Consider the following 24540-nt stretch of genomic DNA (forward strand, 5'->3'; position numbering starts at 1 on the left):
CAGCAGAACCCGGGTAGATGCCATTCAGTAAATGATATTGCAGCGTTTTTCAGCCGCAACTCTCTCTCTTCTCAACACTAAATGTTGAACAGAGAGTGATATGAAAAATCACCATGAACAAAAGTTGAGTGATCTTCTCATCGGCGAGGCGGTAATAGCATTGCTGCGCGAAAAGGCCGGCATCTCGCGACGTGCGCTCCTCTCGAAGCTTGAATGCATGCTGAAAGCCGAAAAGGATGAAGAACGCGCGCGCGCAATACTTCTCGCTATGCAGGATGTGAAGAAAGAAATCGCCGAGAGTGAATCCCCTAAAGTTGGAGACCGGGAGCACATGGCAAATTTTGATATAGATAAATTCGGTAATGACGACTCAACCCGACATTAACGCCGGCTAAGGGCTTAAGTGCGTGGGAGAGAGACAAAAATGCGCAACTCAGTAAGGATATTTTATGCAGCAGAATACTATCGAGTCAGACCTGCAGAGTTATTTACACAGCACCGGTGACCAATATGCAGAGGAAAAAGAAGTCATTGGTATCATCGTAAAGTCATTGATCGCAGAGAGAGGAAGAGTGACGAACAAGGCCATCATTATGAGTCTGATAGCGGAGCTGGAGAGTGCGACAGATATTGAGCAACTCGATGTGCTGCGCAACTGCCTTGAAATCGTTGTAGGCCGCACGCCTAATGATGATGATTAATAAAACCAATCTATTCTATTTGCCTAGCAGCGGGGAGAGTTTTGTAAATTCCCCCGCTTTTCTGACCGCTACATCCATATTAAAAATACTGATCCTCATGTCCCTGAGACTTTACTCACCAGTAAAAAAATGCCCAACGTTCTTCTTCACCCGGAGTAAAGCCCACCACCATTTTTAACGCGTTGAGTAACGCGTCAAGTTGCAGCGGGTCAGTGGTGTTTTCAATTTCCGAGATGAAGTACAAAATAATGGTGCTATTGGAGACACTCTTACCCTGACTCTCTAGCGTCTGTATGGCGGAGTCAATCAGTGTCTTCTCCGCAGAAAGGTTGTCACCTGCGTTCTGGAGATAGTCAGTAATGTCTATTTCGCGGGACGTTTGCTGTGCGCTTTGTTGCATTTTCTCTCCTTGTGATCAGATATTTCTGCGGCAACGTTTGAAAGATATTTACGCTATTGCGTTGGGTCTTGGCTAAACAAACCCAGGGTTTCAGGGCTATTTACCCAGTTAAAAGTCATTCAAAACTAAATTTAGCGCATATTTCTGTTATGGCACGCCTTTCATGGATAAAAATCCATTAATGAGCGGTTTAAAGCCTGAATCCCTTCGACGGGATCGTGACTGGCTTATCTCGCCAACAGATAAAAACTTAGCGATCGAACAGCATGCCGATTAATGTCTGATAATGGCGTTCTTCTTCTTGAGTGGCTGCGACTTCGAGACGTCTTAACAGTTTAGTGCAGATAGCCTTACGATTAAGGTTCTTGCCTGCCCGCAGGATTTCGACAACAATTTGACCTAGCGTTTCTTGCTGAGTTGGCGCGCTTGCTTTGCTAAAATAATGTGCAATATCGCTGGCTGTATCGGGAAATTTAGAAACACTCTGACGCATGCGAACCTCGTAAAAGTTGGGATAGTCGATTCTGTCTGAACATAAAGTTAGACAATCTTTTAAAACTTGTACAGGATTAATTTATCTGTACAGATTTTCTTTTTAAGAAAATGATGCTTATCCTTTTTATTCAGGTAGTTATGTTTGGTTGTGAGATCAGCTGTCGGGTTCTGGTTGTTGAAGATAAGGGTAAATTTGTACAAAGAGAGAGGGGGCGATTAACTGGAGGAGGGGGTATTGAAAGGTTCAGGGAATGAAGTCTGTTTAACTCACTTACTTATCGACATAATGCGGAGCGCCCTGAGGCGCATCCTTAACCTGAATCAACGTTAGTCACCCATTAACGATCATTGTTGATAGCGCGTAAATGTCTGGATGCTGAAAGCCAACGTAGCTCTTCGCGGTTTCGTGGGGAGGTTTCGACAAAGGCTTTTAGCCAGCGTCTGGCGTCGGCTATCTGAGCAAGTCTATTGTCGCTGGCATCGCCTTCGGCCATGGTGCCCAACTCAATGATAAGGGAGTGAATGTTGATTTCCTTCTGACTCACAGCAAGATTAATCACTGCCTCGCCAATAATGATATGGCCTTGTTCTTCGTCATGAAATAACACTGCGTTTCCTCCAATATTTTCGATTACCGTAGGAATAGTGTAGTAACAAACTTCCTTAAGGTCTTTAAGATTGTTTAGAGATTACGGTTTATCAAATTTTGCATGTAAACGTTGCTGCTCAACTTGCTGATAATTATCTTAAATTATGCCAGATGTAAACGCATTGCTTGATGATAAAGAAAAGTCTCAAATTTCGAGGGAAAATAATGAAATCGTTTTCAAGACAAAACTTGCCTCAATTAATGAAGATTTTGATACGTAATTTGGGAATGGGAAATGAATATTGCCAAATGACCGGTGGGGATTAATTAAGGAAGGGGAGAGTGTCGTCCCTGACATTTTCTCCAGCCGGTACACGTTAAACGCGACCGTTGAGGTCATCTTCGTCGTCGTCTTCCGGCCAGAGCCGGACTACGTCCTTAGGCGTCAGTTCGTTTCGTCGTTCAAGCCTGCAAGCGTTTGCAGGTATGGCACGTTATGGACAGCGCGATCGGGCTCTTCGAAACTCTTCAGCCATTTTGTGGCTTCAGAAATATCAGACAACCTTGCCTTGCTGCCGCCTGCATTTGCCATATGTTCCAGTTCGTCAATCAGCGATTGTACGCTGACAACTCTCTGTCCCAAGGCAATACTCAGTGCCGCTTCGCCAATAATGACGTAGCCTTTCCCGTCGTGTTGAAAAGACATTAACCATCCTCCATTTTCACGTTTATGACAACCTCGACTTAAACTGTAGGCGCTGTTACGGATTTAGCTAAAGGTTAATTCCTAAAAGTCATGAAATCTAAGATTTATATATTTTCTAAGTGACTATTCACTGCCGTTATCAGGTGCTAATGCAGGGTGATATTATGTGCAATTTTGCATGAAAGAGGTTTAATGTTAATGGTGTTAAGCGCTTCTCAATGATGGATATTAACTCGCTGAAATAATGGGAAGGCACTACAAAAAGGGCTGATATATTTAATTCTAAAGTAATCCGTGAACAGCTGTATAAATATGAAAGCGCAAGGATGCAATAAAACCCTTTGCAGGTAACAATATTTTTTTCGTTACATTTACGGATAGCCAGCTTATTACGCGGAAATTGGCGGACACCAGCTGCATATTATGCACCGCGCTGTTATATCTGGAGCCCCACCCAGCCATAGCGTATCCACAAGACGTGCGTCTATAGAACTTTCAGGGATTACACGATGTACAGTTGGCCCGAGTAGCAACTGATAACCATAGACGGATGTGTTCAGTGCTCAGTCAGAGTGATGATTTTCCACTAGCCGGTCTAATGGAATGCGGCAGAAAAGTGTCCGCAGAATTGTTGCCTAAAGGGCATTCAGCAGTTTGTAGATCTCATTGACAACCTGCAGGGTTGCGTGTTCGATCATCCCTTCATTACGGCATAAAACCCAGCCGTGTTTAGCAACGGCTCGCTCGAACGACTGAGTACAAGCGACATGATCTTCCAGCTTATGCATCACCGTACTACTTAACCCGCGCGTTCTGGCCGCAGCCCTTGCCCATGAAATTTCAGGCGCAGTAACAACCCCGACATGCAGGTCCGGCGCTTGCACGTTTCGATCAATGTTTAACTGTAAAATCTCAGCAAATGGAACCATCCGGCGAAACGCGGCATCCGACGGGTACCAGCGATCCATCAAAATGATGCTATCCGGTGGCTGTTTAGTCAGCACATGTTGGGAAATCCATGCACGGCTATCAGCAAAGCGCGCACAAACTTCCCACTCTAAATCCATGCAGGGATTTCTGGCCAGCCTGTTCACCAGAGCCATTGTTTCTCTCCTGAAGGGATCGCTTTTTTTCTCGCAAAGCCGGATTACCTTGATGTTATCTGACCTGAGTACTTTCGTAATGGCTTCCAACAGCGTGGTTTTGCCAACCCCTTTGGGCCCATCCAGAGAAACAAACAGCGGACGGCTCATAGTCGAAATGACGGGTGATGTAGCGTTTGTGTGAAATTCAAATCGGGCAAAAGCATCCTATTTCCTTCTTATTAACCGGTGTCCACTTTCTACGTCCGGTGAAGCTACCAATTCCGCTGGCGAGCATTTTATTCACTACGCAAACCTTAGTCACACCAAATTTCAGGCAATAAAAAACCCGCACGAGGCGGGTTTTTTTATTATCAGCGGTGCTTATCTGCTCAGACTATTGTCTTCATCGCTATTGTAAGCGTTGCTAATAATGAGCGCGGCTTACAGCGGAGTAACGTTACCCGCTGCTGGGCCTTTGGCGCCATTTTCAATGGTGAAGGAAACTTGCTGACCTTCATCAAGAGTTTTGTAGTTGTCGCTCTGGATGGCAGAGAAATGGACGAAAACATCCTTGCTGCCATCGTTAGGAGTGATAAAGCCAAAACCTTTATCAGAGTTAAACCATTTTACTAAACCAGTCATTTTGTTAGACATAGATAATTCCTTAATTGATGAGCCACTTGTAGCGGCGAAAATTGGCCTGAAGTGAAAGATTTACTTATTGGGCACTTAGGAGGAGGCTCTCGAAGAAGGATATCTAGGGATAACACTTGAACTGAGGACTGCTTTACTAAAACTGCTTTCATAAGGTCTGTGTTCCAAACCGATGACGCATTAAGACATAGCGATAATAATTTAGCAACGAATATGTTTATTTATTTTAACCATTTAAAGACCTGGACGGCTGAACGGCCGGTTACGCTTCATCTTTGGCTCCGCTTTGCCGCGCCCATTATTACCAGGTGGTTTGTTATCTGCGTGGTGATGCTACTTATAGCAATAACAAGCAACTATAATCTTACCGGTTAAGTGACTTGATCTGCTTTATAAGCACGTCAGCTTTTCCACTCCTTTTCGCGGCGGTGAATTTTAGAGGCATACATGATGCGAACTCTTCAGGCGGCCTGGTTGCTTACTCTGGCCCTGTTTGTCTGTCCCGCCTCGGCGGCCAACACGATCAGCGATGGCTGGGAATGGCTCAAGCAGGACGTTTCACAAACCTGGCAGGAACCGCAGTATTACGATCTCTATCTGCCTTTCATCAGCTGGCATGCCCGTTTTGCTTACGATAAAGATAAAACCGATAACTACAATGAAACGCCATGGGGCGGCGGGTTGGGCGTCTCGCGCATCAATGAAGACGGTAACTGGAGCGCGCTCTACGCGATGGCGTTTAAAGATTCCCATAACGAATGGCAGCCGATCATTGGTTATGGCTGGGAGAAAGGCTGGTATCTGGATCAATCGCGTGATTTTCGTCTCGGACTTGGGCTAACCGCCGGTATCACCGCGCGCGATGACTTCGCCAATTACGTGCCGCTGCCTATCGTGCTGCCGCTGTTCTCCGCTGGTTATAAACGTTTCAACGTGCAGTTCACCTATATTCCCGGCACTTACAATAACGGTAACGTGCTGTTTGCCTGGGTTCGCTATGCCTTCTGATTCCGCCAACGCGTTGCATAAAGATCGCATCAGCAAAGTGCTCAAGCGCGTAGCGTTAGGCTTGCTGGTTTTGCTGGTGATGTTCCTGGTGATCCGTGGTTATCAATCCGAACAGGGACCGCCGCTGCATCGCTGGCATACGTGGTCGGCGGATGAAATGTCGGTGGATGAGATTGATCGCGCCAGCTTCGCGGATTATCTGACGCGTGAAGCAGCGATTTTCCACGACATGAAGCTCAACGTGACCGACCAGCTCAGTGACGATGAGAAAACGGCGCTCAACCGCTTTAATGCGCAAAGCCCGGTTTATCCGGCGCGATTCGACACCGACTGGAATCGCTCTTATATCCTCGAGCCGGAAGGAAAAGCGAAAGGTGCGGTGGTGCTGCTGCATGGATTAACCGATTCGCCGTACAGCATGCGCTATCTGGCGCAGGCGTATCAGCAGAAGGGTTTTGTGGCGGTAGTGCCGCGGCTGCCGGGACACGGCACGGCGCCCGGTTCACTCACCAGGGTTGACTGGCAAATGTGGATGGCGGCAACCCGCTTAGCGGTGCGCGAAGCGACACGCCTGGCGGGCAGCAACGTACCTTTGCATCTGGTTGGATACTCGAACGGCGGCGCGCTGGCGGTGAAATACAGCCTCGATACGTTGCAAAATAACGCGCTGCGCAAGCCGCAACAGCTGGTATTGCTGTCGCCGATGATTGGCGTCACCGCCTATGCGCGGTTTGCTGGCTTAGCCGGTTGGCCCGCCATCATCCCCGGCTTCGCCAAAGCGGCGTGGCTGAGCATCATCCCCGAATACAATCCTTTCAAGTACAACTCGTTCCCGGTGCGCGCGGCGCGGCAATCGTGGCTGCTGACTCAGGCGATGCAGGATCAGCTGCTGCATGTGATTCGCGGCGGCAGCATGTCGGCGTTTCCTCCGGTGCTGACCTTCCAGTCAGTGCTGGATTCCACCGTCAGCACCCGCGCGGTGGTCAATGCGTTCTATCGCTATCTGCCGGATAACGGCAGTGAACTGGTGATGTTCGACGTCAACCAGGCGGCGAACTTGCGCGCGCTGTTCAGGCCCGCGCTCTACTCAGCGGTCAATAATTTGTTGCCGCCTGCGCCGCGCCGCTATGCCTCAACGGTCATCACCAACGCGTCACCGACCACCTATCAAACCGTGGCGCGCATTACAGCGGCGGATCAAACGAAAGAAATCGTGCGTTCGATGCATGAAGCGTGGCCGCAGGATACCTATTCGTTGTCGCACATTGCCGTGCCGTTCCCACTCAGCGACTCGCTGTATGGCCGCGAGCCAACGGAAAAGAATCGTTATGGCATTAGCTTTGGCACCATCTCGCTGCGCGGTGAAACCGCCAGCCTGATCGTTGGGCTGGATACGCTGATGCGCAACACCTCCAATCCGTTTTTCGATTACATGATGTTGCAAATCAAGGGGCGCATTGACTGCAGCAGTCAGAGCAATCTGCCGGCCTGCATCAAAGGGTTATGACTTTTTTCAGCCAGCCGCTGGCGAGGATCACTCTGGAGAGCAGCACCGAAGCGGCAAAGGTCACGGCAATCAGCGTCAGCTTAGTCGCCAGCGAGGTGATGGGAATCAGCGCGGTGAGCAGATGGAAAACCGAGTAGTGAAGAATATAGACGCCGGTCATAGTTTTGCTGATGGTCGCCAGAATGGTCTCTTTAACCGCCACATTGCGGCGAAAGCGCACCTGACTGGCGGCAATCACCAGCACCACCACCAGCAGATAAATCTGCGAGCCGGTGAGAATAAAGGCGTTGCGATCGGCTTTGAATAGCGCGAAGAAGAAGTGCTGCTCATAAAACCAGGTAAACAGATAGATAAAGGGCAGGGCGATCACCGCACCGCGCGCCACTTTTTTGCGCTCCATCCAGTCATTAATCAGCGGATCGCACAACAGCTGGCCGGTTAAGTAAAACAGCAGCCAGGTCCAGAGCCGATACTGCGGTTCAAGCCGGAACAGCGGGTCGTCCGGATGCAGCACCGCCAGCAAATCGTAGCCATATGAGAACGCCAGCAACGCAAACACCAGCGCAACGAACGCGCGTCGATGCTGGCTAAGCCAGATCATCAGCGGGTGAAAGCTGTAGATGATAATGAACGAGAAGATGAACCACGGCTGGATCAGATAGCCGCGCTGATACGGTTCCCACAGGTAATAGACCGTCATCCAGAACAGAAACACGATCACCAGATTGCGAATCTTGCCTATCTGCCAGTTAACATCCTGGTCGGAACGGGCATCCATAATCCCGGCGACGACAAAAAACAGCGGCGTGGCGATAGTGGAGATAAAGGTCAGAAACGCTAGAATCCAGTGATAATCGTAATCGTAGCGATCCCAGGTGTTGTACACGGTGAAAAATGTCACCGCCGTCATACATCCCAGCGTTTTAATCACGTTGAGGCCGGTCACATTCATGATGCGCTAGCCACCGTTTGGCGATGGAAACAGGCGTAAATCACCGGCAGCACCAGCAGCGTTAGCACCGTGGCAAAACCCAGACCAAACATAATCACCACCGCCATGCTCTGGAAGAACACATCGCGCAATAGCGGCGCCAGCCCGAGCACGGTGGTGAAGGCGGTCAGCAGAATAGGGCGCAGACGCGAGGTGGCGGCGTAGATGATCGCGTCAGCCTGCGGCTTTACAAGTTTCTGCTGTTCAATCTCTTCGACCAGCACGATGCCATTGCGAATCAACATACCGCTCAGACTCAGCAGGCCGATTAACGCCATGAAGCCAAACGGAATTCCGGTGATCAAAAAGCCCGGCGTCACGCCAATCAGCGCCAGCGGCACCGTCAGCCAAATGGCGACGGCGTTTTTCAGCGAGCTAAACATCAGCACGGTGATCACAAACATCACCAGATAACCCAGCGGCAGCGAGGTAAACACGCCTTGCTGCGCTTCACTGGAACTCTCCGCATCGCCACCCCACTCAATGCTGTAGCCGTGCGGCAGCGAGATTTGCTCAATCTGCGGCTTCACGCGCGCCACAATATCGCCGGACGTATCGTTGCTGAGCGGATTGGGATCGGTCTGCACGGTGAGTACGCGGCTGCGATCGCGGCGCAGAATCAGCGGATCTTCCCATTGCAGCGTAAAACCGCTCACCACGTTGCTGAGCGGGATGTAATGCTGCTGGCTCTGGCTCCACACCAGCACGTTATTGAGATGATTGGCGTCCTGCCGCTCGCTGACCGGTGGCCGCACGATAACCGGCAGCAGGTCAGCACCTTCCCGATACAGCCCAACGCGGCTGCCGGTGAAATTCATCTCCAGCGCGTTATCCACCTCCTGCTTATCGACGCCCAGCTCGCGACCCAGCGCCAGATTAAACTGCGGACGAATAACTTTGCTGCGGTTTTGCCAGTCGTTGCGCACGCTGACGGTGGCGGGATCGGCGGTGAGGATGTCGCCGACCTGGCTGGCGATCAGGCGCATTCTGTCGGGATCGGGACCTTTGATACGCACCTCAATTGCGCTACCGCCCGAAGGACCAAACATCACCCGTTTGGTGCTGGCATTGACCTGCGGATACTGGCGAGCGATGTAGGCATCAATACGGTGTGATAGCGCGCCGATATTACGCTGATCGTCCATGCGCACCATGATTTGCGCATAATTGCTGTACTGACGCTGCCCGTTATAAGTGAGGATAAAGCGCATGCTGCCCTGGCCAATGGTGGTGACGGTAGAAACTACGCCTTGCTGCCCGGTAATCGATTTTTCAACGTCGCTGGCCATCTGCTCGGTGGCGTTGATATCGGTGCCGTACGGCAGCCAGAGATCGACAAAGAAGATCGGCGTATTGGCTGAAGGGAAGAAGTTTTGTCGTACCGATCCAAAGCCCCAAATCGCCAGCGCCAGCAGCACCGCCATCAGCGAAAGCGTGAGGGTTTTTTGCCTGAGCAACACCAGCAACATGCGCTGATAAAAGCGATAAAAACCGCCGTCATAAGGTGAAACTTCAGCCGCACCTTTAGTAGGTTCCTGTGTTTTAAACAGCCACCATTTGATCAGCACTGGCGTGATGGTAAGCGCCGAGAACCAACTTAGCAGCAGGGAAATCAGCAATACCTGGAACAGCGATTTGCAGTACTCGCCGGTGGAATCCTGCGAAAGACCAATCGGCGCAAACGCCAGAATGGCGATTATCGTCGCGCCCAGCAGCGGGAAGGCGGTGCGGCGAATCACAAAGTTGATGGTGTTCATCAGCGGCGATTTTTGCTGACGCGCGATTAACACACCTTCGACAATCACAATCGCATTATCCACCAGCATGCTCAGCGCAATAATCAGCGCGCCCAGCGAAATGCGCTGCAACTCAATGCCGCACAGATACATGATCAGCAGCGTGCCCAGCACATTGAGCGCCAGAGACAACGCGATGATAATGCCGCTGCGCACCCCCATAAAGATCAGCAGCACGCCGACGACAATCGCCAGCGCCATCAGGAAGTTGGTAATAAAGCCATTCACCGAGTGCGCCACTTCGGCGGCCTGATCGTAAAACACATTGATCTGAATGCCCGCCGGTTTTTCTGCCGACATCTGCTGCAGTTTGGCCTCCAGCGCGCGCCCGACATCAATCACATTCACACCGGGAATAAACGAAATTCCCATGGTGACCGCCGGACGTCCGCTGGCGTGGTAAATGCTGGAGGGCGATTCACTCAGCCCACGCGACAGCGAGGCGATATCGCGCAATCGGGTGGTGGCGTGATCGCCCGGCGGGCTGACCAGCAAGTCGCCCAACTCTTCGATGTTCTGAAACTCGCCGGTTGGATGCAGACGGATCGATTCCGTGCCGGCTTTGATGTCGCCCGCATTGGAGACCACGTTGAGTCGACTTAGCACGCTGGCGAGCTGCGGCAGCGTAATGCCGCGCGCGGCCATCATCGTTAAGGAGACATCGATATTAATTTGCTGTGGGATCACGCCGCCCAGCGCCACCTTGCCAACGCCCGGCACCAGCACCAGCTCACGCCGTAGCTGCTCCGCGTACTGCACCAGCTCCGGGTTGCTGAAGTTGTCGCCAGAAATAGCGAAGAAGAAACCAAACACATCGCCAAAATCATCGTTAACGAACGGCGCGGCCACGCCAGGAGGAAAGAAACGCGCCGCATCGCCGACTCTGCGCCGCAGTTCGTCCCAGATTTGCGGCAACGCGTTGGAGTGATAACGCGAGTCAATGTTGACGGTAATCTGCGACAGGCCGTTGGAAGAGATGGAGCTGACATTGTCCAGATAGGGCAACTGCTGCAGCGCATTCTCCAGTGGCAAGGTGACTTCCTCTTCCACCTGCTGGGCAGACGCGCCGGGATAGTGGGTGACAACCACCGCGGTCTTAATGGTAAAAGCCGGATCTTCGAGACGGCCAATATTGAGCAGAGCAAAAATGCCGCCGACGCCCAGTAACAGAATCGCCAGCCAGACGCGGACCGGATTGTCGATAAACTGCCGGGAGATATCCATTACAGCCCCCGCTCACGCGTCCAGATGCGTACCGGTTGTTGAGCATGCAGCTCGTTGACGCCAGCGGCGACCACGCGTTCACCGGCGTGCAGCCCGGCGGTAATCACCACGCCACGATCGGTTACTTCGCCCACGCTGACTTTGCGATCTTCTAACGTCAGCTGATCGCCGCTGCCTTGCACCACCTAGACATGCGGCTCGTTGCGCTGGCTGTTATCGGGATTAAACACCGCTTCCACCGGCACCACTAACGATTCGCGATTCACGTTGGCGGGTAGATTGGCGAGGTTAATCGTCACCGTGCCACTGACGCCGCCCACCGCCGGGAAATCGGCCGGGCGCGGCATAGTTAAAATAATCTGCCACGTCAGCGAGTTGCTGTTACTGCTGCCGGTGTGCTCTTTGTACTCGGCCTGGAATTCGCGATCCGGCAATGAGTTGATGCGCACCACCGGGCGATAGGTCAGGTTGCGCATATCCAGCGCGGTAAACAGGTTTTCCGGCACGCTGAATACCACGTCGAGCAGATCGTTGCGGGTCAAGGTGGCGATGGTTTGTCCGGCGGCGACTACCTGATGATTGCGCACGTTAACCACGGCGGCCACACCGCTGAATGGCGCGGTTAGCGTCATCTGGCTTAACTCTTCACGGGCAATTTGCAGCGCGGCATTGGCCGCATCGCGGTTGGCGCGCTGCACGTCCATGTCTGCCTGCGAAATCGCCTGGCGGCCGGAGAGCGTCTGGAAGCGGGCAAATTGCCGCTGGGCGAGGGTGGCGGCGGTCTGGCGCTCATTAACGCGCTGCTGCGCTTCCCGCGCCGTAAGTCTGGCGATGAGCTGGCCCTGCTCGATGCGGTTGCCCTGGCGAATATCCAGCGATTCAATCTGTCCTGCACGTTTGAACGACAAATCGGTGGAGTCGCCGGATTCAATGCGCGCCGGGAAGATACGTTGCTGAGATTCGCCGGACGCCACAACTTCAACGACTTTCACCATGCGTGGCGGTGGCGTGACTTCCTGTGTTTTTTGGTCGCAACCCGTTGTTAAAAATATAACAATGGCAGTCAGCGTAATATAACGAGTCACTGTTTTATCCTCAGCAACAACGAATCCATTGTTGGCAATAATGTGAGTGGATAATTTAATTACCAAGCATAGAGACAACCGCGTAGGTGAATAGTCCTACGGCGGAGCAGGTAACGATCGCAATGACAACATAAAGACTCAGTCGGAGCAGGCTATAACCATACATCGTTGCCTCCATTAACCATGACCACAGAAAAACTGCGCCATCGCCTTAAAAGGTGAGAAGTATTAACAGGATGTTTTTGTTATCGATGAGCATAGACGCAGATGTCAAAAAAAGTAAAGCCTGATAGCTTGTAATATTTTTGATGAAATTAACCAGATTTAAATCCATTAAAAATGATTTTTCTGGATATTCAATCCGTAATATCGATATAAAATATCAGTGTAAAGTAACCTGGATATTGGCTTTAAATTACCCAGCCTTATGAATTATCACACTATATTTTTATTATTCTCCGCGATCGGATAAGTCTGATGAGATAAATGATTTCCGCCTCGCGACTTTTATTGAGAAATGAATGCGTTGAATATCCCTGTGCTACGTTTATAGCGTTCATTTTACAAAATGCTTTCAATTTCGTATAGAAAATAGGGCTGCTCCATTGCCGCTGAGCAGCCATTAACTACATATTTTTCAATCTGAAACGGACCGCTTCTTCCACCGGATAAGTCAGGTCTGATCTTTTCGTTCAATGGCGACTTGTTAAATACGGGATATCACCGCCTTGATTTCCGAAATAGGATTTGAGGAGAAAGCGATGAATACTGCTAAACCGGAAAGTACCTATTATCAACTTTCTGTCGATGAAACGCTGGCCAGTACGCAAAGTTCCACCGAGGGAATCAGTAGTGCTGAAGCGGCGGCGCGCCTAACACAGTACGGGGAAAATGCCCTGCCACAGAAACCCGGCAAGCCGGTTTGGCTGCGATTTCTCGCTCACTTCAACGATGTGCTGATCTACGTTTTACTGGCCGCCGCGTTGCTGACTGCCGTCATGGGACACTGGGTTGATACGCTGGTGATTCTCGGCGTGGCGGTGGTGAATGCCCTGATTGGCCACATTCAGGAGAGCAACGCGGAAAAATCCCTGCAAAGTATCCGCAATATGCTCTCCAGCGAAACGGTGGTGATCCGTGCGGGTAATCACGAGACGCTGCCCACCACCGCGTTGGTGCCAGGTGATGTGGTGGTGATCCGCGCCGGCGACCGCATCCCGGCGGATCTGCGCGTTATTGAGGCGCACAACCTGCGCGTTGAAGAAGCGATTCTGACGGGCGAATCCACCGTGGTTGAGAAGGGCACGGACGCGCTCATCGGCGAGTTGCCGCTGGGCGATCGTACCAATCTGCTGTTCTCCGGCACCACCGTCAGTTCGGGCGGCGGCAAAGGGCTGGTGGTCGCTACCGGTGGCGCCACGGAACTTGGGCACATCAACCAGATGATGTCCGATATCGAAAAGCACCGCACGCCGCTGCTGGTGCAGATGGATAAACTCGGTAAAGCCATTTTCCTGATCATCCTGGCGATGATGGCCGCGCTGTTTGTCTTCAGTTTGCTGTTCCGCGATATGCCGGTTTCAGAGCTGATGCTGTCTCTGATTAGCCTTGCGGTGGCATCGGTTCCCGAAGGATTACCGGCGATTATCTCGATCATTCTGTCGCTTGGCGTACAAACCATGGCGAAGCAGCAGGCGATCATCCGCAAGCTGCCTACCGTGGAAACGCTGGGCGCGATGACGGTGATTTGCTCAGATAAAACCGGCACGCTGACCATGAATGAAATGACGGTGAAAGCGATTATCACCGCCGATCAGATTTACCGCGTTGATGGCGTGAGCTATGAACCGGTGGGCGCCATCCATAAAGCAGATGACGCTGTGCCGGTAAAAGTGGCGCAAGGCTCGATCCTCGAGCGCTATCTGCGCACCATCGATCTGTGTAACGACAGCCAGCTGATTAAAGACGAAAACGGACTGTGGAAAATCACCGGTGGCCCGACGGAAGGCGCACTTAAAGTGCTGGCCGCCAAAGGACATCTGCCTTCAGTCACCACCGAACTGCGCAATAAAATCCCCTTTGATTCGCAATACAAATACATGTCGACGCACTATCTGATTGGCGATGAAGAGTGCGTGCTGCTGACCGGCGCGCCGGACGTTCTGTTCAGACATTGTCAGCAGCAGCAAACAGAGGCCGGATTGCAGCCGATCGATCTGCCGTGGTGGGAAGCCAAAATTGAGGAGTATGCGCGCGAAGGATTACGCATGGTGGCGGCGGCCTGGAAACCGGCCACGCCAGGACAAACTGAGCTGACGCATCAGGATTTGCATCAGGGCATGATTTTGCTCGGCATCGCCGGGATGATGGATCCACCGCGACCGGAAGCCATCACCGCGATTGGCGACTGCCTGCAAGCCGGCATTCGCGTCAAAATGATCACCGGCGACCATCCGCAAACTGCGATGAGTATTGGGCAGATGCTGGGAATCGGTAACGCCAGCACCGCCATCACCGGACGCGAGCTGGAAGTGATGGATGACCAACAATTGAGTGAGGCGGCGCAGGCGTACGACATCTTTGCCCGTACCAGCCCGGAAGATAAATTCCGTCTGGTGCAGGCGCTGCAAAGCAAAAAAGAGGTGGTCGGGATGACCGGCGATGGCGTTAACGATGCGCCCGCGCTGAAGCAGGCGGATGTCGGTATCGCCATGGGGATTAAAGGCACCGAAGTAACTAAAGAAGCTGCCGATATGGTGCTGACGGACGATAACTTCGCCACCATCGCCAGCGCGGTGCGGGAAGGGCGCCGTGTCTATGACAACCTGAAAAAGACCATTTTGTTCATCATGCCGACCAACCTGGCGCAGGGCTTGCTGATCATCATTGCCTTGCTGGCCGGTAACCTCATTCCGCTGACCCCGGTGCTGATTCTGTGGATGAACATGGCGACTTCCGCCACGCTCTCCTTCGGCCTGGCGTTTGAAGCGGGTGAGCAAAATATCATGCGTCGTCCGCCGCGCGATCCCAAACTGCATGTGATGGATGGTTTCGCCATCTGGCGCGTGATTTTTGTCGGTTCGATGATCGCCATCAGCGCCTTCGTTCTGGAAGCCTGGCTGCAACCGCGCGGCTATTCACCGGAATTTATTCGTACCGTGTTATTACAAACGCTGGTAACGGCGCAGTGGTTTTATATGCTGAACTGTCGTGTTTCCGACGGCTTCTCATTGAGCAAAGGTTTGCTGATGAATAAAGGCATCTGGATCGTCAGCGGCGTGCTGTTAGTTCTGCAATTGCTGATTATCTACGCGCCCTTTATGCAGCTGCTGTTTGGTACCACCGCGCTACCGTTACGTTACTGGATTATTACCTTGATCATTGGCTTCGTGATGTTTTTAATTGTCGAAATCGAAAAGCCATTAACGCGGAGATTCAGAATCAATTAATAGCGCGTGACATTCAGGCCGGTTCTCTTACGGCCTGAATGTTTTTCGTCACTTGACCTCAAACAAGGCCCAGCGCACAGGTTTTTCTCTATAATACATTTTGTATAGGATGAAGGATCTTAATAATGGGACTGAACGAATTTCCTTTATGGTCAAGGCTTTTGCGCGTACTGATAATTCTCGCCACGTTGACCATAATTCTCACCGGTATCTATCTGGCATCGGCATTAATTAATCAGGTGATGCTGTCATTGTTTCTGGCGATTATGCTCGATCCGTTAATCAGTCGGCTCGAAAGAAAACGCGTGCCGCGTCTGCTGTCATCGCTGCTGGTGATTGTGCTGCTGTTATTGGTGATTGTGTTCACCATCATCAAACTCACCGTATTAACCCCCGATTTAATCCAGCTGAGCCGTCAGGCACCGCAGCTACTGGCCGAACGCTTCGAGCCGGTGACGCAGACGTTTAGTCATTTGGGCCTGGTTTTAACGCCCAACGACATGCTGGCGTTTGTTGATGCGGGTGCGGTGGTGCGCTTTGTCACGGGTTTTCTCACGCAAATACCCAGCATTCTTTCCTGGTGGCTGATGGTATTTCTGATGCTGTTTTTCATGCTGTATGAAATGAGAAATTTAAAAATCCTGCTACGTAAACAGGCCGAAGGGAAATATCAGCGCTATTACGTGGCGCTTGAAGAGGGCGTGCAAAGCGTTATCGTTTATGCTCAGGTTAAAACCCTGACCAGTATTGTCGGCGGCATTATTGTCTGGGCGGGTGCACATCTTCTTGGCTTGAAGTTCGCCTTTTTCTGGGGTGTGTTGATGTTTGTCTTCAACTATATTCCGGTGCTGGGTTCATTCATGGCGGCCATCCCGCCAGTGCTGCAAAGTTATATGCTGTACGATATCCAAACCGCATTGGTGGTCGCACTGTTCTTCGTGGCGTTAAATTTAATCCTGAGTTCAGTCATTGAGCCGTTATTATTGGGCAAACGATTGAATATGGCGCTTACGACACAGCTGCTGGCGTTTCTTATCTGGCAATCCTTGTTGGGCATCATCGGTGCGATTCTTGCAATTCCGCTGACGTTTATGTTGAAAAAAATATTATTAGCGAGCGCTGGGAATGAAAAGCAGGGAGAGCATTTAACAAACCTGTCGCCATAAATGGCGATTCGCTTGTTATTTTCTCAATGGTGAGTGCGCAGGCCGGCCGGGGCTTCAGTGCGTGTGGTTGAAAACGGCTACATTGTGAGAGGCGCTGGCGCGTCTGCTGCGGCGAAAGGGCTATCCGCAGCGCTGAGGCTTTTACGTTGGGCCAGGAGCCTCACGCATGGATGCGTGAGGCAGTTCGGGGCCGGCCAGGACGGCCGATCCCCGAACGGTCCGTCGGCACAACGTGGAAGCCGAAGGCACCGCGCTAGCGGCGCGAGGACGGCCCGTGACGCAGCAGATGCGTCAGTGCCCACACGGATAATACGGACTCAAGGCAAAATTTCACGCTCAAGACTTTCTACCCCGATAAAAGTTTTGATACAGCACCGGCAACACCAGCAGCGTCAGTACCGTGGCGAATCCCAAACCGAAAATGATCACCACCGCCATGCTCTGGAAAAACACATCGCGCAGCAGCGGTAGCAGGCCGAGCACGGTGGTAAAGGCGGTGAGCAGAATCGGGCGCAGGCGCGACGTTGCGGCATCGAGAATCGCTTGCTGTAACGGCTGATGCCGCGCCAGCCGGTGCGTTTCCTCAACCAGCACGATACCGTTACGAATTAACATGCCTGACAAACTCAGCAAACCAATCAACGCCATAAAGCCAAACGGAATGCCGGTGAGCAGGAAGCCGCAGGTGACGCCAATCAGCGCCAGCGGCACGGTAATCCAGATCGCCAGCGCATCGCGCAGCGAGTTAAACATCAGCACGGTAATCACAAACATCGCGAGGAAACCTAACGGCAGCGAGCCAAGCAGGCCGCTTTGGGCATCGCGCGAACTCTCCAACTCGCCACCCCATTCCAGATGATAGCCGGCGGGCAACTTCAGCTGATCGATGGCCGGCTGCACGCGCGCCACAATCTCTGCGGCGGTGCGGCCGCTGGCGGGATCGGGATCGGTTTGCACCGTCAAGACGCGCATGCGGTCGCGGCGCATTATCAGCGGATCTTCCCATTCCAGCTGGAAATCGCTCACCAGATTGGCCAGCGGCACATAACGCTGCTGCGCCTGACTCCACACCTGAATATTGCCAAGATGGTCGATATTCTGCCGCTCCAGCTCGGAAGTCTGCAGCATGATCGGCATCAGCCGCGAGCCTTCGCGCAGCAAACCGACGCTATCACCGGTGAAGTTGATACGCAGCGCGCGGTCGATATCGCGCTTGTCCACGCCCAGCTCCTGACCGCGCAGCGGTGAATACTGCGGACGAATCACTTTACTGCGCGCCTGCCAGTCATGACGCGGCGGAAACGCGCTGCCTTCGGCGAGGAAAATGTCGTCAATCTGGCTGGCAATCTGCCGCAGCGTAATGGGATCGGGGCCGGTAATCCGCAGCGCAATGGCGCTGTCGCTGGCACTGCCGAAATTGATGCGTTTGATGCGCTCTGTCACTTGTGGGAAGTGCTCGCCGATGTGCTGCTCGGTGTGCTGCGCCAGCATTTCTAGCTGCCTGGCGTCCTGCACGCGCACCATGATCTGCGCATAATTGCTGTACTGACGCGTTGCATCGTAAGTCAGCGTAAAGCGCATCGCGCCCTGACCAATGGTTGTCACGGTACTGCTGACGCCCGGCTGCTGGTTGATCCAGCCTTCAATCTCGCGCGCGGTTTGTGCGGTGTAATGGATGTCGGTGCCATACGGCAGCCACAGATCGGTGAAGAAAATCGGCGTATTGGAGGCGGGGAAGAAGTTCTGCTTCACGTAGCCGAAGCCATAGATCGAGGCGGCCAGGCACGCGGCCATCAGCACTAAAGTAGTGATGCGGAAGCGCAGCAGCATGGTGAGCACGCGGCGATACAGGCGAAACACCACGCCCTGATACGGCTGCGCGCGCTCTTTGCTGATTGCCTGGCGACCATCCATCCACTGCACGAACACCGGCGTCAGCGTCAGCGCGGTGATCCAGCTGAGCAGCAGAGAAATCAGCAGCACCTGGAACAGCGATTTACAGTATTCGCCGGTGGAATCCTGCGATAAACCAATTGGCGCGAAGGCGATGATGGCGATCACCGTGGCGCCGAGCAGCGGCAGCGCGCTGCGTTTCACCATCTGCATCATCGCCTGTTGCAACGGCTTGCCGCGCTGGCGATCGACCTTGATGCCTTCAACCACCACGATGGCGTTATCCACCAGCATGCTGAGGGAGATAATCAGCGCACCCAGCGACACGCGCTGCAGCTCAAGCTTGAACAGATACATGATCAGCAGCGTGCCCAGCACATTGAGCGCCAGCGAGGCGGCGATCACCATACCGCTGCGGACGCCCATAAACAGCAGCAGCGTGCCCACCACAATCGCCAGCGCCATCAGAAAGTTATTGATGAAACCATCCACCGACTGCTTCACTTCCTGCGCCTGGTTATAAAACACGTTCAGATCGATGCCGAGCGGTTTGGCCTGCTGATGCTGCTGAATTTTGGCGCTTAACGCATCGCCGACATCAATCACGTTGACGCCAGGCGCAAAGGAGACGCCCATCGCCAGCGCGGCGTTGCCGTTGGCGTGATAGAGATTGCCCGGCCGTTCGGTAACGCCATAGCTGAGCGTGGCGATATCGCGCAGCAACACTTGCTGGCTGCTGCCGGGCGCAGAGATTGGCAGCGCACCGATCTCATCCAGTGAGTGAAACTCGCCAGTCGGATGGAAACGAATCGCTTCATTGCCGAGGCGAATCTGGCCCGCATCGGAGACGGCATTGACGCTGTTGAGCAAAGCGGCCACGCGCTGTGGCGTCACGCCCAGCGCCACCATCTTCTGGCTGGAGAGCGTGATATTCACCTGCTCCTGCTCAATACCGGCAATCGCCACTTTCGCCACGCCCGGCACCAGATTCAGCTCACGCCGCAATTGATCGGCGTAGGTGCGCAGCTCGCTGTTGGTGAAGTTCTCGCCGGAAAGGGTAAAGAAGTAGCCGTAGACATCACCAAAGTCGTCATTCACTAGCGGCGCGCTGACGCCGGGTGGAAACTGGCGCGTGGCATCGTCAACGCGGCGACGCAATTCATCCCACACCTGTGGCAAGTCGTCGGCGCGATAGTGGCTATGAATCGTAACGGTGATCTGCGACAAACCGTTGCTGGAGATCGAACTGACGTTGTCGAGCGATGGCAAGCGCTGCAAGGCGTTCTCCAGCGGCAGCGTGACTTCCTCTTCCACCTGCTGGGCCGACGCGCCAGGATAGTGCGTCACAATCACCGCCGATTTAATGGTGAAAAGCGGATCTTCCAGACGACCGATATTGAGCAGCGCAAAAATGCCGCCCACGCCCAGCAGCAGGATCACCAGCCAACTGCGAATCGGGTATTTGAGAAACGGTTCCAGCAGGCGCATCACAGACCTCGCTCGCGTGCCCACAGGCGCACCGCCTGACCATCACGCAGATCGCTGACGCCCGCGACCACAATGCGATCGCCCACTTGCAGGCCGGAGAGAATTTCGATGCCCTGCGCATTGAGTTTTCCCACCACCACCGGCTGCTGCTGAACGTTAAGCACATCACCTTCACCGCTGATCAGCCACACGTAAGGCTGATTCGGCAGGCTGTGATCCGGGTTAAACACCGCGTTGGCCGGCACGCGCAGTAGCGGCGTGCCGTCGGAAGTGGGCAGGTTATGCATCTGCACTTTCACCGTGCCGCTCAGTCCGCTGACCTGCGGTAAATCCGTCGGACGCGGCATCGTCAGCACTACTTGCCAGGTTAGCGTGGCAGCATCAGCTTCTGCGCGATGCTCTTTATATGCCGCGCGAAACGTGCGGCCCGGCAGCGCATTCAGACTGATCTCTGGCTGATAACTCACGTTTTGCACGTCAAGGCTGGTGAACAGGTTTTCCGGCACGCTGAAAATCACATCCAGTACATCGTTGCGGCTGATCACCGCCACCGTTTGTCCGGCGGTAACCACCTGATGATTTTGTGAGGCCACGCTGGTGACGATGCCGTCGAACGGTGCGCGCAAGGTGTGATAATCCAGCTCCTCTTTGGCGATGTTGAGCGCCACGGCGGCGGAGTCGCGGTTCGCCTTTTGCACATCCATGTCTGCCTGCGAAACCGCACTGCGCGTGGCCAGCGCACTGAAGCGCTGATACTGACGATCCGCCAGCTGGAATGTGTTCTGCTGATCGTTGACGCGCAGCTGCGCATCGGTATCGATCAGCCGGCCAATCACCTCGCCAGCCTTAACATGGCTGCCTTCACGCACCTGCAACTGCGCCAGCCGCCCGGTACGCTTAAACGCCAATTCGGTGTAATCGCCCGCCGAAATACGCGCTGGAAATACCCTGACTTTCTCTGTGGTATTTTCCGTCAGCGTTAGCGCTTTAATTACGCGCGGTGCGCTGAGTTCATCACCGCTTTTATTGTCACAACCGATCAAAACCAAACAAATTACAAGTGCACCCAGCACTGGCCAATTATTCATGCCCCTGCCTCAATAAGAATGAAAGGGCGGGAATATGCCATTGCCTGAAAGAGAGAATAATGACCCTCCGCAAAGTAAGGGTCATTAGGTGGAAACAATTATGTGCGTTTAAGGTTGGTTTAATTTAGCGATGTCTGGCGAAATCAATTATGCCACCATGCGCGAAACCACATGATAAGAGAGTAAGCCGATGGCGGTAGCTGATGATACCGCAATGATAATAAAGGAAATGATCATCGGTATTGTCAGGTTGTGTAATTTATTCATAATAATTCCCCCTATGATTAATACATTTCGAGATGAAACTAAAATTAATATGTGTCATGTGTCTTTCTATTTGCTTTTAAATAATAACATTACGCAATCAGTGCTATCACTATTAGCATCACACTTCTGAATCAGTAAAAACATGACCACGGTCAGTATGCTTCGGGAAAATATAATTAAAATGTGGTTTTTATTTTCGCACGCTTTTTTATTTTCAATTCAATGTCACGGGGTTAATTATGACCGTTATTCCTATTCAGCCAAAACGTCCGGAAGCATCCGCGCGTCCCTATTATCAGCAGGATAACGCCGCCGTATTTAAAGCCATCAACAGCTCACCCGCGGGGTTGAGCAGCACCGACGCACAGCAACGACTGGACGCCGACGGGCCGAACGTGCTGCCGCAAAAGGCGGAAAAATCACTGCTGATGCGTTTTCTGGCGCATTTCAAAGATGTACTGATCTACATCCTGCTGGCTGCGGCGGTGATCACCGCGGTGATGGGCCATTGGGTGGATACCTTTGTGATTCTCGGCGTGGCGGTGATCAACGCCCTGATCGGCTTCATTCAGGAAAGCAACGCCGAAAAGTCGTTGAAAAGCATCCAGAACATGATGTCGAGCGATGCCATGGTGCTGCGCGATGGCCAGCAGATCACCGTCGCTACGCAGCATCTGGTGGTCGGCGATGTGGTAATGCTGCGCCCAGGCGATAAGATCCCGGCGGATTTGCGGCTGTTCGAGGTACATAACTTGCGTGTCGAAGAGGCGATTCTGACCGGCGAATCCACGGTGGTATCAAAGAACACCGTGGCACTTGAAGGTGAAAAAGGGCTCGGCGATCGCCTGAATCTGGCCTATTCCGGCACCACCGTCAGTTCAGGTACCGCGCTGGGCGTGGTGATCGCCACCGGCGGCGACACCGAGCTGGGCCACATCAATGCGATGATCTGCGCGATTGAAGAGGCGAAAACCCCGCTGCTGGTGCAGATCGACAAACTCGGAAAAGCCATCTTCGGCATCATCATGTTGATGATGGCGGCGCTGTTTGTGTTTGGTTATCTGCTGCGCGACATCGCGGTGACGGAGCTGCTGCTGTCGGTGATCAGCCTCGCGGTAGCGGCGGTGCCGGAAGGTCTACCGGCGATTATTTCGATCATTCTGTCGCTTGGCGTGCAGTCGATGGCACGCAATCACGCCATCATTCGCAAGCTGCCGACGGTCGAAACGCTCGGTGCCATGACGGTGATCTGCTCGGATAAAACCGGCACGCTGACCATGAACGAGATGACGGTGAAAGCGGTGGTGCTGGCGAACAGCCAGTGGCGCATCAGCGGCAACAGCTATGAACCCAAAGGCGAATTCACCCTTGAAGCGGGCCAGCAGAGCGATGCGCTGATGCAGGGCTTCCTGCAGGTGGTGGATATCTGTAACGAAAGCCAGCTGCGTCAGGATGCCCACGGCAACTGGGGCATTGTGGGTGGCCCAACCGAAGGTGCGCTGAAAGTGCTGGCCGCCAAGGCGGGCATTCACAGTGACAAGGTGCAGATTCTGAGCAAGCTGCCGTTTGACTCGGCCTACAAATACATGGCGGTGAGCTGCCTGATTGATGGCAAACCGTGCCTGCTGATGACCGGTGCGCCCGATGTGTTGCTGTCGCTGTGTCAACAGCAGCAGGGTGCTACCGATGCGGAAGTGATTGATCGCGAATATTGGGAAGCGGCGATCACCACCTACGCCAGCGAAGGGTTGCGCACGGTTGCCGCCGCGTGGCGCTGGCTGCCGGAAGCGCAGCACCACATCGATCATGAGGATTTACGCAACGGCATGAAGATGCTGGGCCTGGCGTGCATGATGGATCCGCCGCGTCCTGAAGCCATCACCGCGATTCGCGACTGCCAGCAGGCGGGAATTCGCGTGAAGATGATCACCGGCGATCACCCGGAAACCGCGATGGCGATTGGCCAGATGCTGGGCATTGGTAACAGCGATTCTGCCATCACCGGTTACCAGCTGGAGCACATGGATGATGCCGAGTTGGGCGTGGCTGCGCGTAAATACGACATTTTTGCCCGTACCAGCCCCGAGCATAAGCTGCGTCTGGTGAAAGCGCTGGAGAGCAGCGGTGAGATCGTCGGCATGACAGGTGATGGCGTCAATGATGCGCCCGCGCTGAAGCAGGCCAACGTCGGCATCGCGATGGGCATCAAAGGCACCGAAGTGACCAAAGAGGCGGCGGATATGATCCTCGCCGACGACAACTTCGCCACCATCGCAGCTGCAGTGAAAGAGGGCCGACGCGTCTACGATAACCTGAAGAAAACCATTCTGTTTATCATGCCGACCAACCTCGCGCAGGGATTGCTGATCATCATTGCGATTCTGATGGGCAACCTGCTGCCGCTGACGCCAGTACAGATTCTGTGGATGAACATGGCGACCTCGGCAACGCTGTCGTTTGGTCTGGCATTTGAACCGGCAGAGCGCAACATCATGCGCCGCCCGCCGCGTAACGCACGCAGCCCGGTGATGGACGCTTACGCCATCTGGCGCGTGATCTTCGTCGGCCTGCTGATTTCGATTAGCGCCTTTGTGCTGGAAGCCTGGCTCCAGCCGCGCGGCTACACGCCGGAGTTCATCCGCACTGTGCTGCTGCAGATGCTGGTCACCGCGCAGTGGGTTTATATGCTGAACTGTCGCAACAGCAACGGATTCTCGCTGGATGCCGGCTTGCTGAAAAACCGTGGCATCTGGCTGGTCACCGTGGTGCTTATCGCGCTGCAGGCGATGATTATCTATGTTCCATTGATGAATACGCTGTTTGGCACCGCGCCGCTGCCGTTCAAATACTGGCTGATTTCGCTGGCGGTGAGCGCCGGGATCTTTGTGCTGGTGGAGATAGAGAAGCGCCTGACACGCGGCTGGCGCCTGGCACGTTAACGTATGTTG

General features: G+C 53.3%; 17 protein-coding genes and 1 pseudogene. 7 read left to right on the top strand and 11 right to left on the bottom strand.

From position 1 onward, the window contains the following. The first annotated feature begins 100 nt into the window (after window positions 1–100). Window positions 101–385, top strand: a complete 285-nt coding sequence (locus P6287_RS20150) for a hypothetical protein (RefSeq protein ID WP_110867110.1) — start codon at window positions 101–103, stop codon at window positions 383–385. A gap of 64 nt (window positions 386–449) precedes the next feature. Beyond that, window positions 450–701, top strand: coding sequence for a biofilm development regulator YmgB/AriR family protein (locus P6287_RS20155; protein WP_192235274.1), 252 nt, complete (start codon window positions 450–452; stop codon window positions 699–701). 115 nt (window positions 702–816) lie between these two features. Here P6287_RS20155 and P6287_RS20160 read toward each other — a convergent pair whose 3' ends face one another. From P6287_RS20160 to cspA, 6 genes are all read right to left on the bottom strand, one after another. Next, the gene (locus P6287_RS20160; RefSeq protein ID WP_277975201.1) at window positions 817–1101 is read right to left on the bottom strand and encodes a biofilm development regulator YmgB/AriR family protein; all 285 of its coding nucleotides are present in this window, start codon (window positions 1099–1101) and stop codon (window positions 817–819) included. 250 nt (window positions 1102–1351) lie between these two features. Further along, a complete protein-coding gene (gene ycgZ, locus P6287_RS20165) occupies window positions 1352–1594 on the bottom strand; it encodes a regulatory protein YcgZ (protein WP_101761241.1) in 243 nt (80 codons plus the stop codon). A gap of 340 nt (window positions 1595–1934) precedes the next feature. Continuing rightward, entirely contained in the window at window positions 1935–2204 is a 270-nt protein-coding gene (locus tag P6287_RS20170) for a hypothetical protein (RefSeq protein WP_101761242.1), read from the bottom strand. Between the two features lie 426 nt (window positions 2205–2630). After that, on the bottom strand, window positions 2631–2891 hold the full coding sequence (locus P6287_RS20175; protein ID WP_192235272.1) for a hypothetical protein: 261 nt from the start codon (window positions 2889–2891) through the stop codon (window positions 2631–2633). Window positions 2892–3526: 635 nt separating this feature from the next. Then, entirely contained in the window at window positions 3527–4144 is a 618-nt protein-coding gene (locus P6287_RS20180; protein ID WP_277975202.1) for a dTMP kinase, read from the bottom strand. Window positions 4145–4417: 273 nt separating this feature from the next. Next, complete coding sequence (cspA, locus tag P6287_RS20185; protein ID WP_007885867.1) at window positions 4418–4630, bottom strand: RNA chaperone/antiterminator CspA; 213 nt, start codon at window positions 4628–4630, stop codon at window positions 4418–4420. 447 nt (window positions 4631–5077) lie between these two features. On the opposite strand from cspA, the gene pagP reads away from it, so the two are divergent. Together pagP and P6287_RS20195 are read left to right on the top strand one after the other, a co-directional pair. Next, a complete protein-coding gene (gene pagP, locus P6287_RS20190; RefSeq protein WP_217547861.1) occupies window positions 5078–5638 on the top strand; it encodes a lipid IV(A) palmitoyltransferase PagP in 561 nt (186 codons plus the stop codon). After that, on the top strand, window positions 5628–7145 hold the full coding sequence (locus tag P6287_RS20195; protein ID WP_277975203.1) for an alpha/beta hydrolase: 1518 nt from the start codon (window positions 5628–5630) through the stop codon (window positions 7143–7145). The genes pagP and P6287_RS20195 overlap by 11 nt, the downstream gene beginning before the upstream one ends. On the opposite strand, the gene P6287_RS20200 is transcribed toward P6287_RS20195, so the two are convergent. From P6287_RS20200 to P6287_RS20210, 3 genes and pseudogenes are all read right to left on the bottom strand, one after another. Next, window positions 7132–8097, bottom strand: coding sequence for an acyltransferase family protein (locus P6287_RS20200; RefSeq protein ID WP_277975204.1), 966 nt, complete (start codon window positions 8095–8097; stop codon window positions 7132–7134). The genes P6287_RS20195 and P6287_RS20200 overlap by 14 nt on opposite strands. After that, the gene (locus tag P6287_RS20205) at window positions 8094–11156 is read right to left on the bottom strand and encodes an efflux RND transporter permease subunit (RefSeq protein ID WP_277975205.1); all 3063 of its coding nucleotides are present in this window, start codon (window positions 11154–11156) and stop codon (window positions 8094–8096) included. The genes P6287_RS20200 and P6287_RS20205 overlap by 4 nt, the downstream gene beginning before the upstream one ends. Next, window positions 11156–12241, bottom strand: a pseudogene (locus P6287_RS20210) (efflux RND transporter periplasmic adaptor subunit). Before P6287_RS20210 ends, P6287_RS20205 begins: the two are co-directional and overlap by 1 nt. Window positions 12242–13002: 761 nt before the next feature. Here P6287_RS20210 and P6287_RS20215 point away from each other — a divergent pair. Both P6287_RS20215 and P6287_RS20220 read left to right on the top strand, forming a co-directional pair. Continuing rightward, window positions 13003–15690 (top strand): cation-transporting P-type ATPase, encoded by a 2688-nt coding sequence (locus P6287_RS20215; protein ID WP_110867122.1) that lies wholly within the window; start codon window positions 13003–13005, stop codon window positions 15688–15690. A 125-nt stretch (window positions 15691–15815) separates the two neighbouring features. Beyond that, window positions 15816–16856: an AI-2E family transporter gene (locus P6287_RS20220; RefSeq protein WP_277975206.1), complete on the top strand. Its 1041-nt coding sequence runs from the start codon at window positions 15816–15818 to the stop codon at window positions 16854–16856. A 336-nt stretch (window positions 16857–17192) separates the two neighbouring features. On the opposite strand, the gene P6287_RS20225 is transcribed toward P6287_RS20220, so the two are convergent. Both P6287_RS20225 and P6287_RS20230 read right to left on the bottom strand, forming a co-directional pair. After that, entirely contained in the window at window positions 17193–20237 is a 3045-nt protein-coding gene (locus P6287_RS20225) for an efflux RND transporter permease subunit (protein ID WP_277975207.1), read from the bottom strand. Beyond that, window positions 20237–21325, bottom strand: a complete 1089-nt coding sequence (locus tag P6287_RS20230; protein WP_277975208.1) for an efflux RND transporter periplasmic adaptor subunit — start codon at window positions 21323–21325, stop codon at window positions 20237–20239. The genes P6287_RS20225 and P6287_RS20230 overlap by 1 nt, the downstream gene beginning before the upstream one ends. A 506-nt stretch (window positions 21326–21831) precedes the next feature. Between P6287_RS20230 and P6287_RS20235 the strand changes: the two genes are divergently transcribed. Continuing rightward, window positions 21832–24531: a cation-transporting P-type ATPase gene (locus P6287_RS20235; protein ID WP_277975209.1), complete on the top strand. Its 2700-nt coding sequence runs from the start codon at window positions 21832–21834 to the stop codon at window positions 24529–24531. Window positions 24532–24540: the final 9 nt, after the last annotated feature.

Origin of the sequence: Pantoea sp. X85, from assembly GCF_029623675.1 — a bacterium.
Taxonomy (GTDB): domain Bacteria; phylum Pseudomonadota; class Gammaproteobacteria; order Enterobacterales; family Enterobacteriaceae; genus Pantoea; species Pantoea leporis.

Excerpts from the sequence above, each read along its gene's own strand:
- P6287_RS20175 (WP_192235272.1), bottom strand. The coding sequence starts at position 2,891 with ATGTCTTTTCAACACGACGGGAAAGGCTACGTCATTATTGGCGAAGCG.
- P6287_RS20215 (WP_110867122.1), top strand. The coding sequence starts at position 13,003 with ATGAATACTGCTAAACCGGAAAGTACCTATTATCAACTTTCTGTCGAT.
- P6287_RS20230 (WP_277975208.1), bottom strand. The coding sequence starts at position 21,325 with ATGAATAATTGGCCAGTGCTGGGTGCACTTGTAATTTGTTTGGTTTTG.
- P6287_RS20200 (WP_277975204.1), bottom strand. The coding sequence starts at position 8,097 with ATGAATGTGACCGGCCTCAACGTGATTAAAACGCTGGGATGTATGACG.
- P6287_RS20205 (WP_277975205.1), bottom strand. The coding sequence starts at position 11,156 with ATGGATATCTCCCGGCAGTTTATCGACAATCCGGTCCGCGTCTGGCTG.
- cspA (WP_007885867.1), bottom strand. The coding sequence starts at position 4,630 with ATGTCTAACAAAATGACTGGTTTAGTAAAATGGTTTAACTCTGATAAA.
- ycgZ (WP_101761241.1), bottom strand. The coding sequence starts at position 1,594 with ATGCGTCAGAGTGTTTCTAAATTTCCCGATACAGCCAGCGATATTGCA.
- P6287_RS20220 (WP_277975206.1), top strand. The coding sequence starts at position 15,816 with ATGGGACTGAACGAATTTCCTTTATGGTCAAGGCTTTTGCGCGTACTG.
- P6287_RS20235 (WP_277975209.1), top strand. The coding sequence starts at position 21,832 with ATGACCGTTATTCCTATTCAGCCAAAACGTCCGGAAGCATCCGCGCGT.
- P6287_RS20180 (WP_277975202.1), bottom strand. The coding sequence starts at position 4,144 with ATGAGCCGTCCGCTGTTTGTTTCTCTGGATGGGCCCAAAGGGGTTGGC.
- P6287_RS20160 (WP_277975201.1), bottom strand. The coding sequence starts at position 1,101 with ATGCAACAAAGCGCACAGCAAACGTCCCGCGAAATAGACATTACTGAC.
- P6287_RS20155 (WP_192235274.1), top strand. The coding sequence starts at position 450 with ATGCAGCAGAATACTATCGAGTCAGACCTGCAGAGTTATTTACACAGC.
- P6287_RS20150 (WP_110867110.1), top strand. The coding sequence starts at position 101 with ATGAAAAATCACCATGAACAAAAGTTGAGTGATCTTCTCATCGGCGAG.
- pagP (WP_217547861.1), top strand. The coding sequence starts at position 5,078 with ATGATGCGAACTCTTCAGGCGGCCTGGTTGCTTACTCTGGCCCTGTTT.
- P6287_RS20225 (WP_277975207.1), bottom strand. The coding sequence starts at position 20,237 with ATGCGCCTGCTGGAACCGTTTCTCAAATACCCGATTCGCAGTTGGCTG.
- P6287_RS20195 (WP_277975203.1), top strand. The coding sequence starts at position 5,628 with ATGCCTTCTGATTCCGCCAACGCGTTGCATAAAGATCGCATCAGCAAA.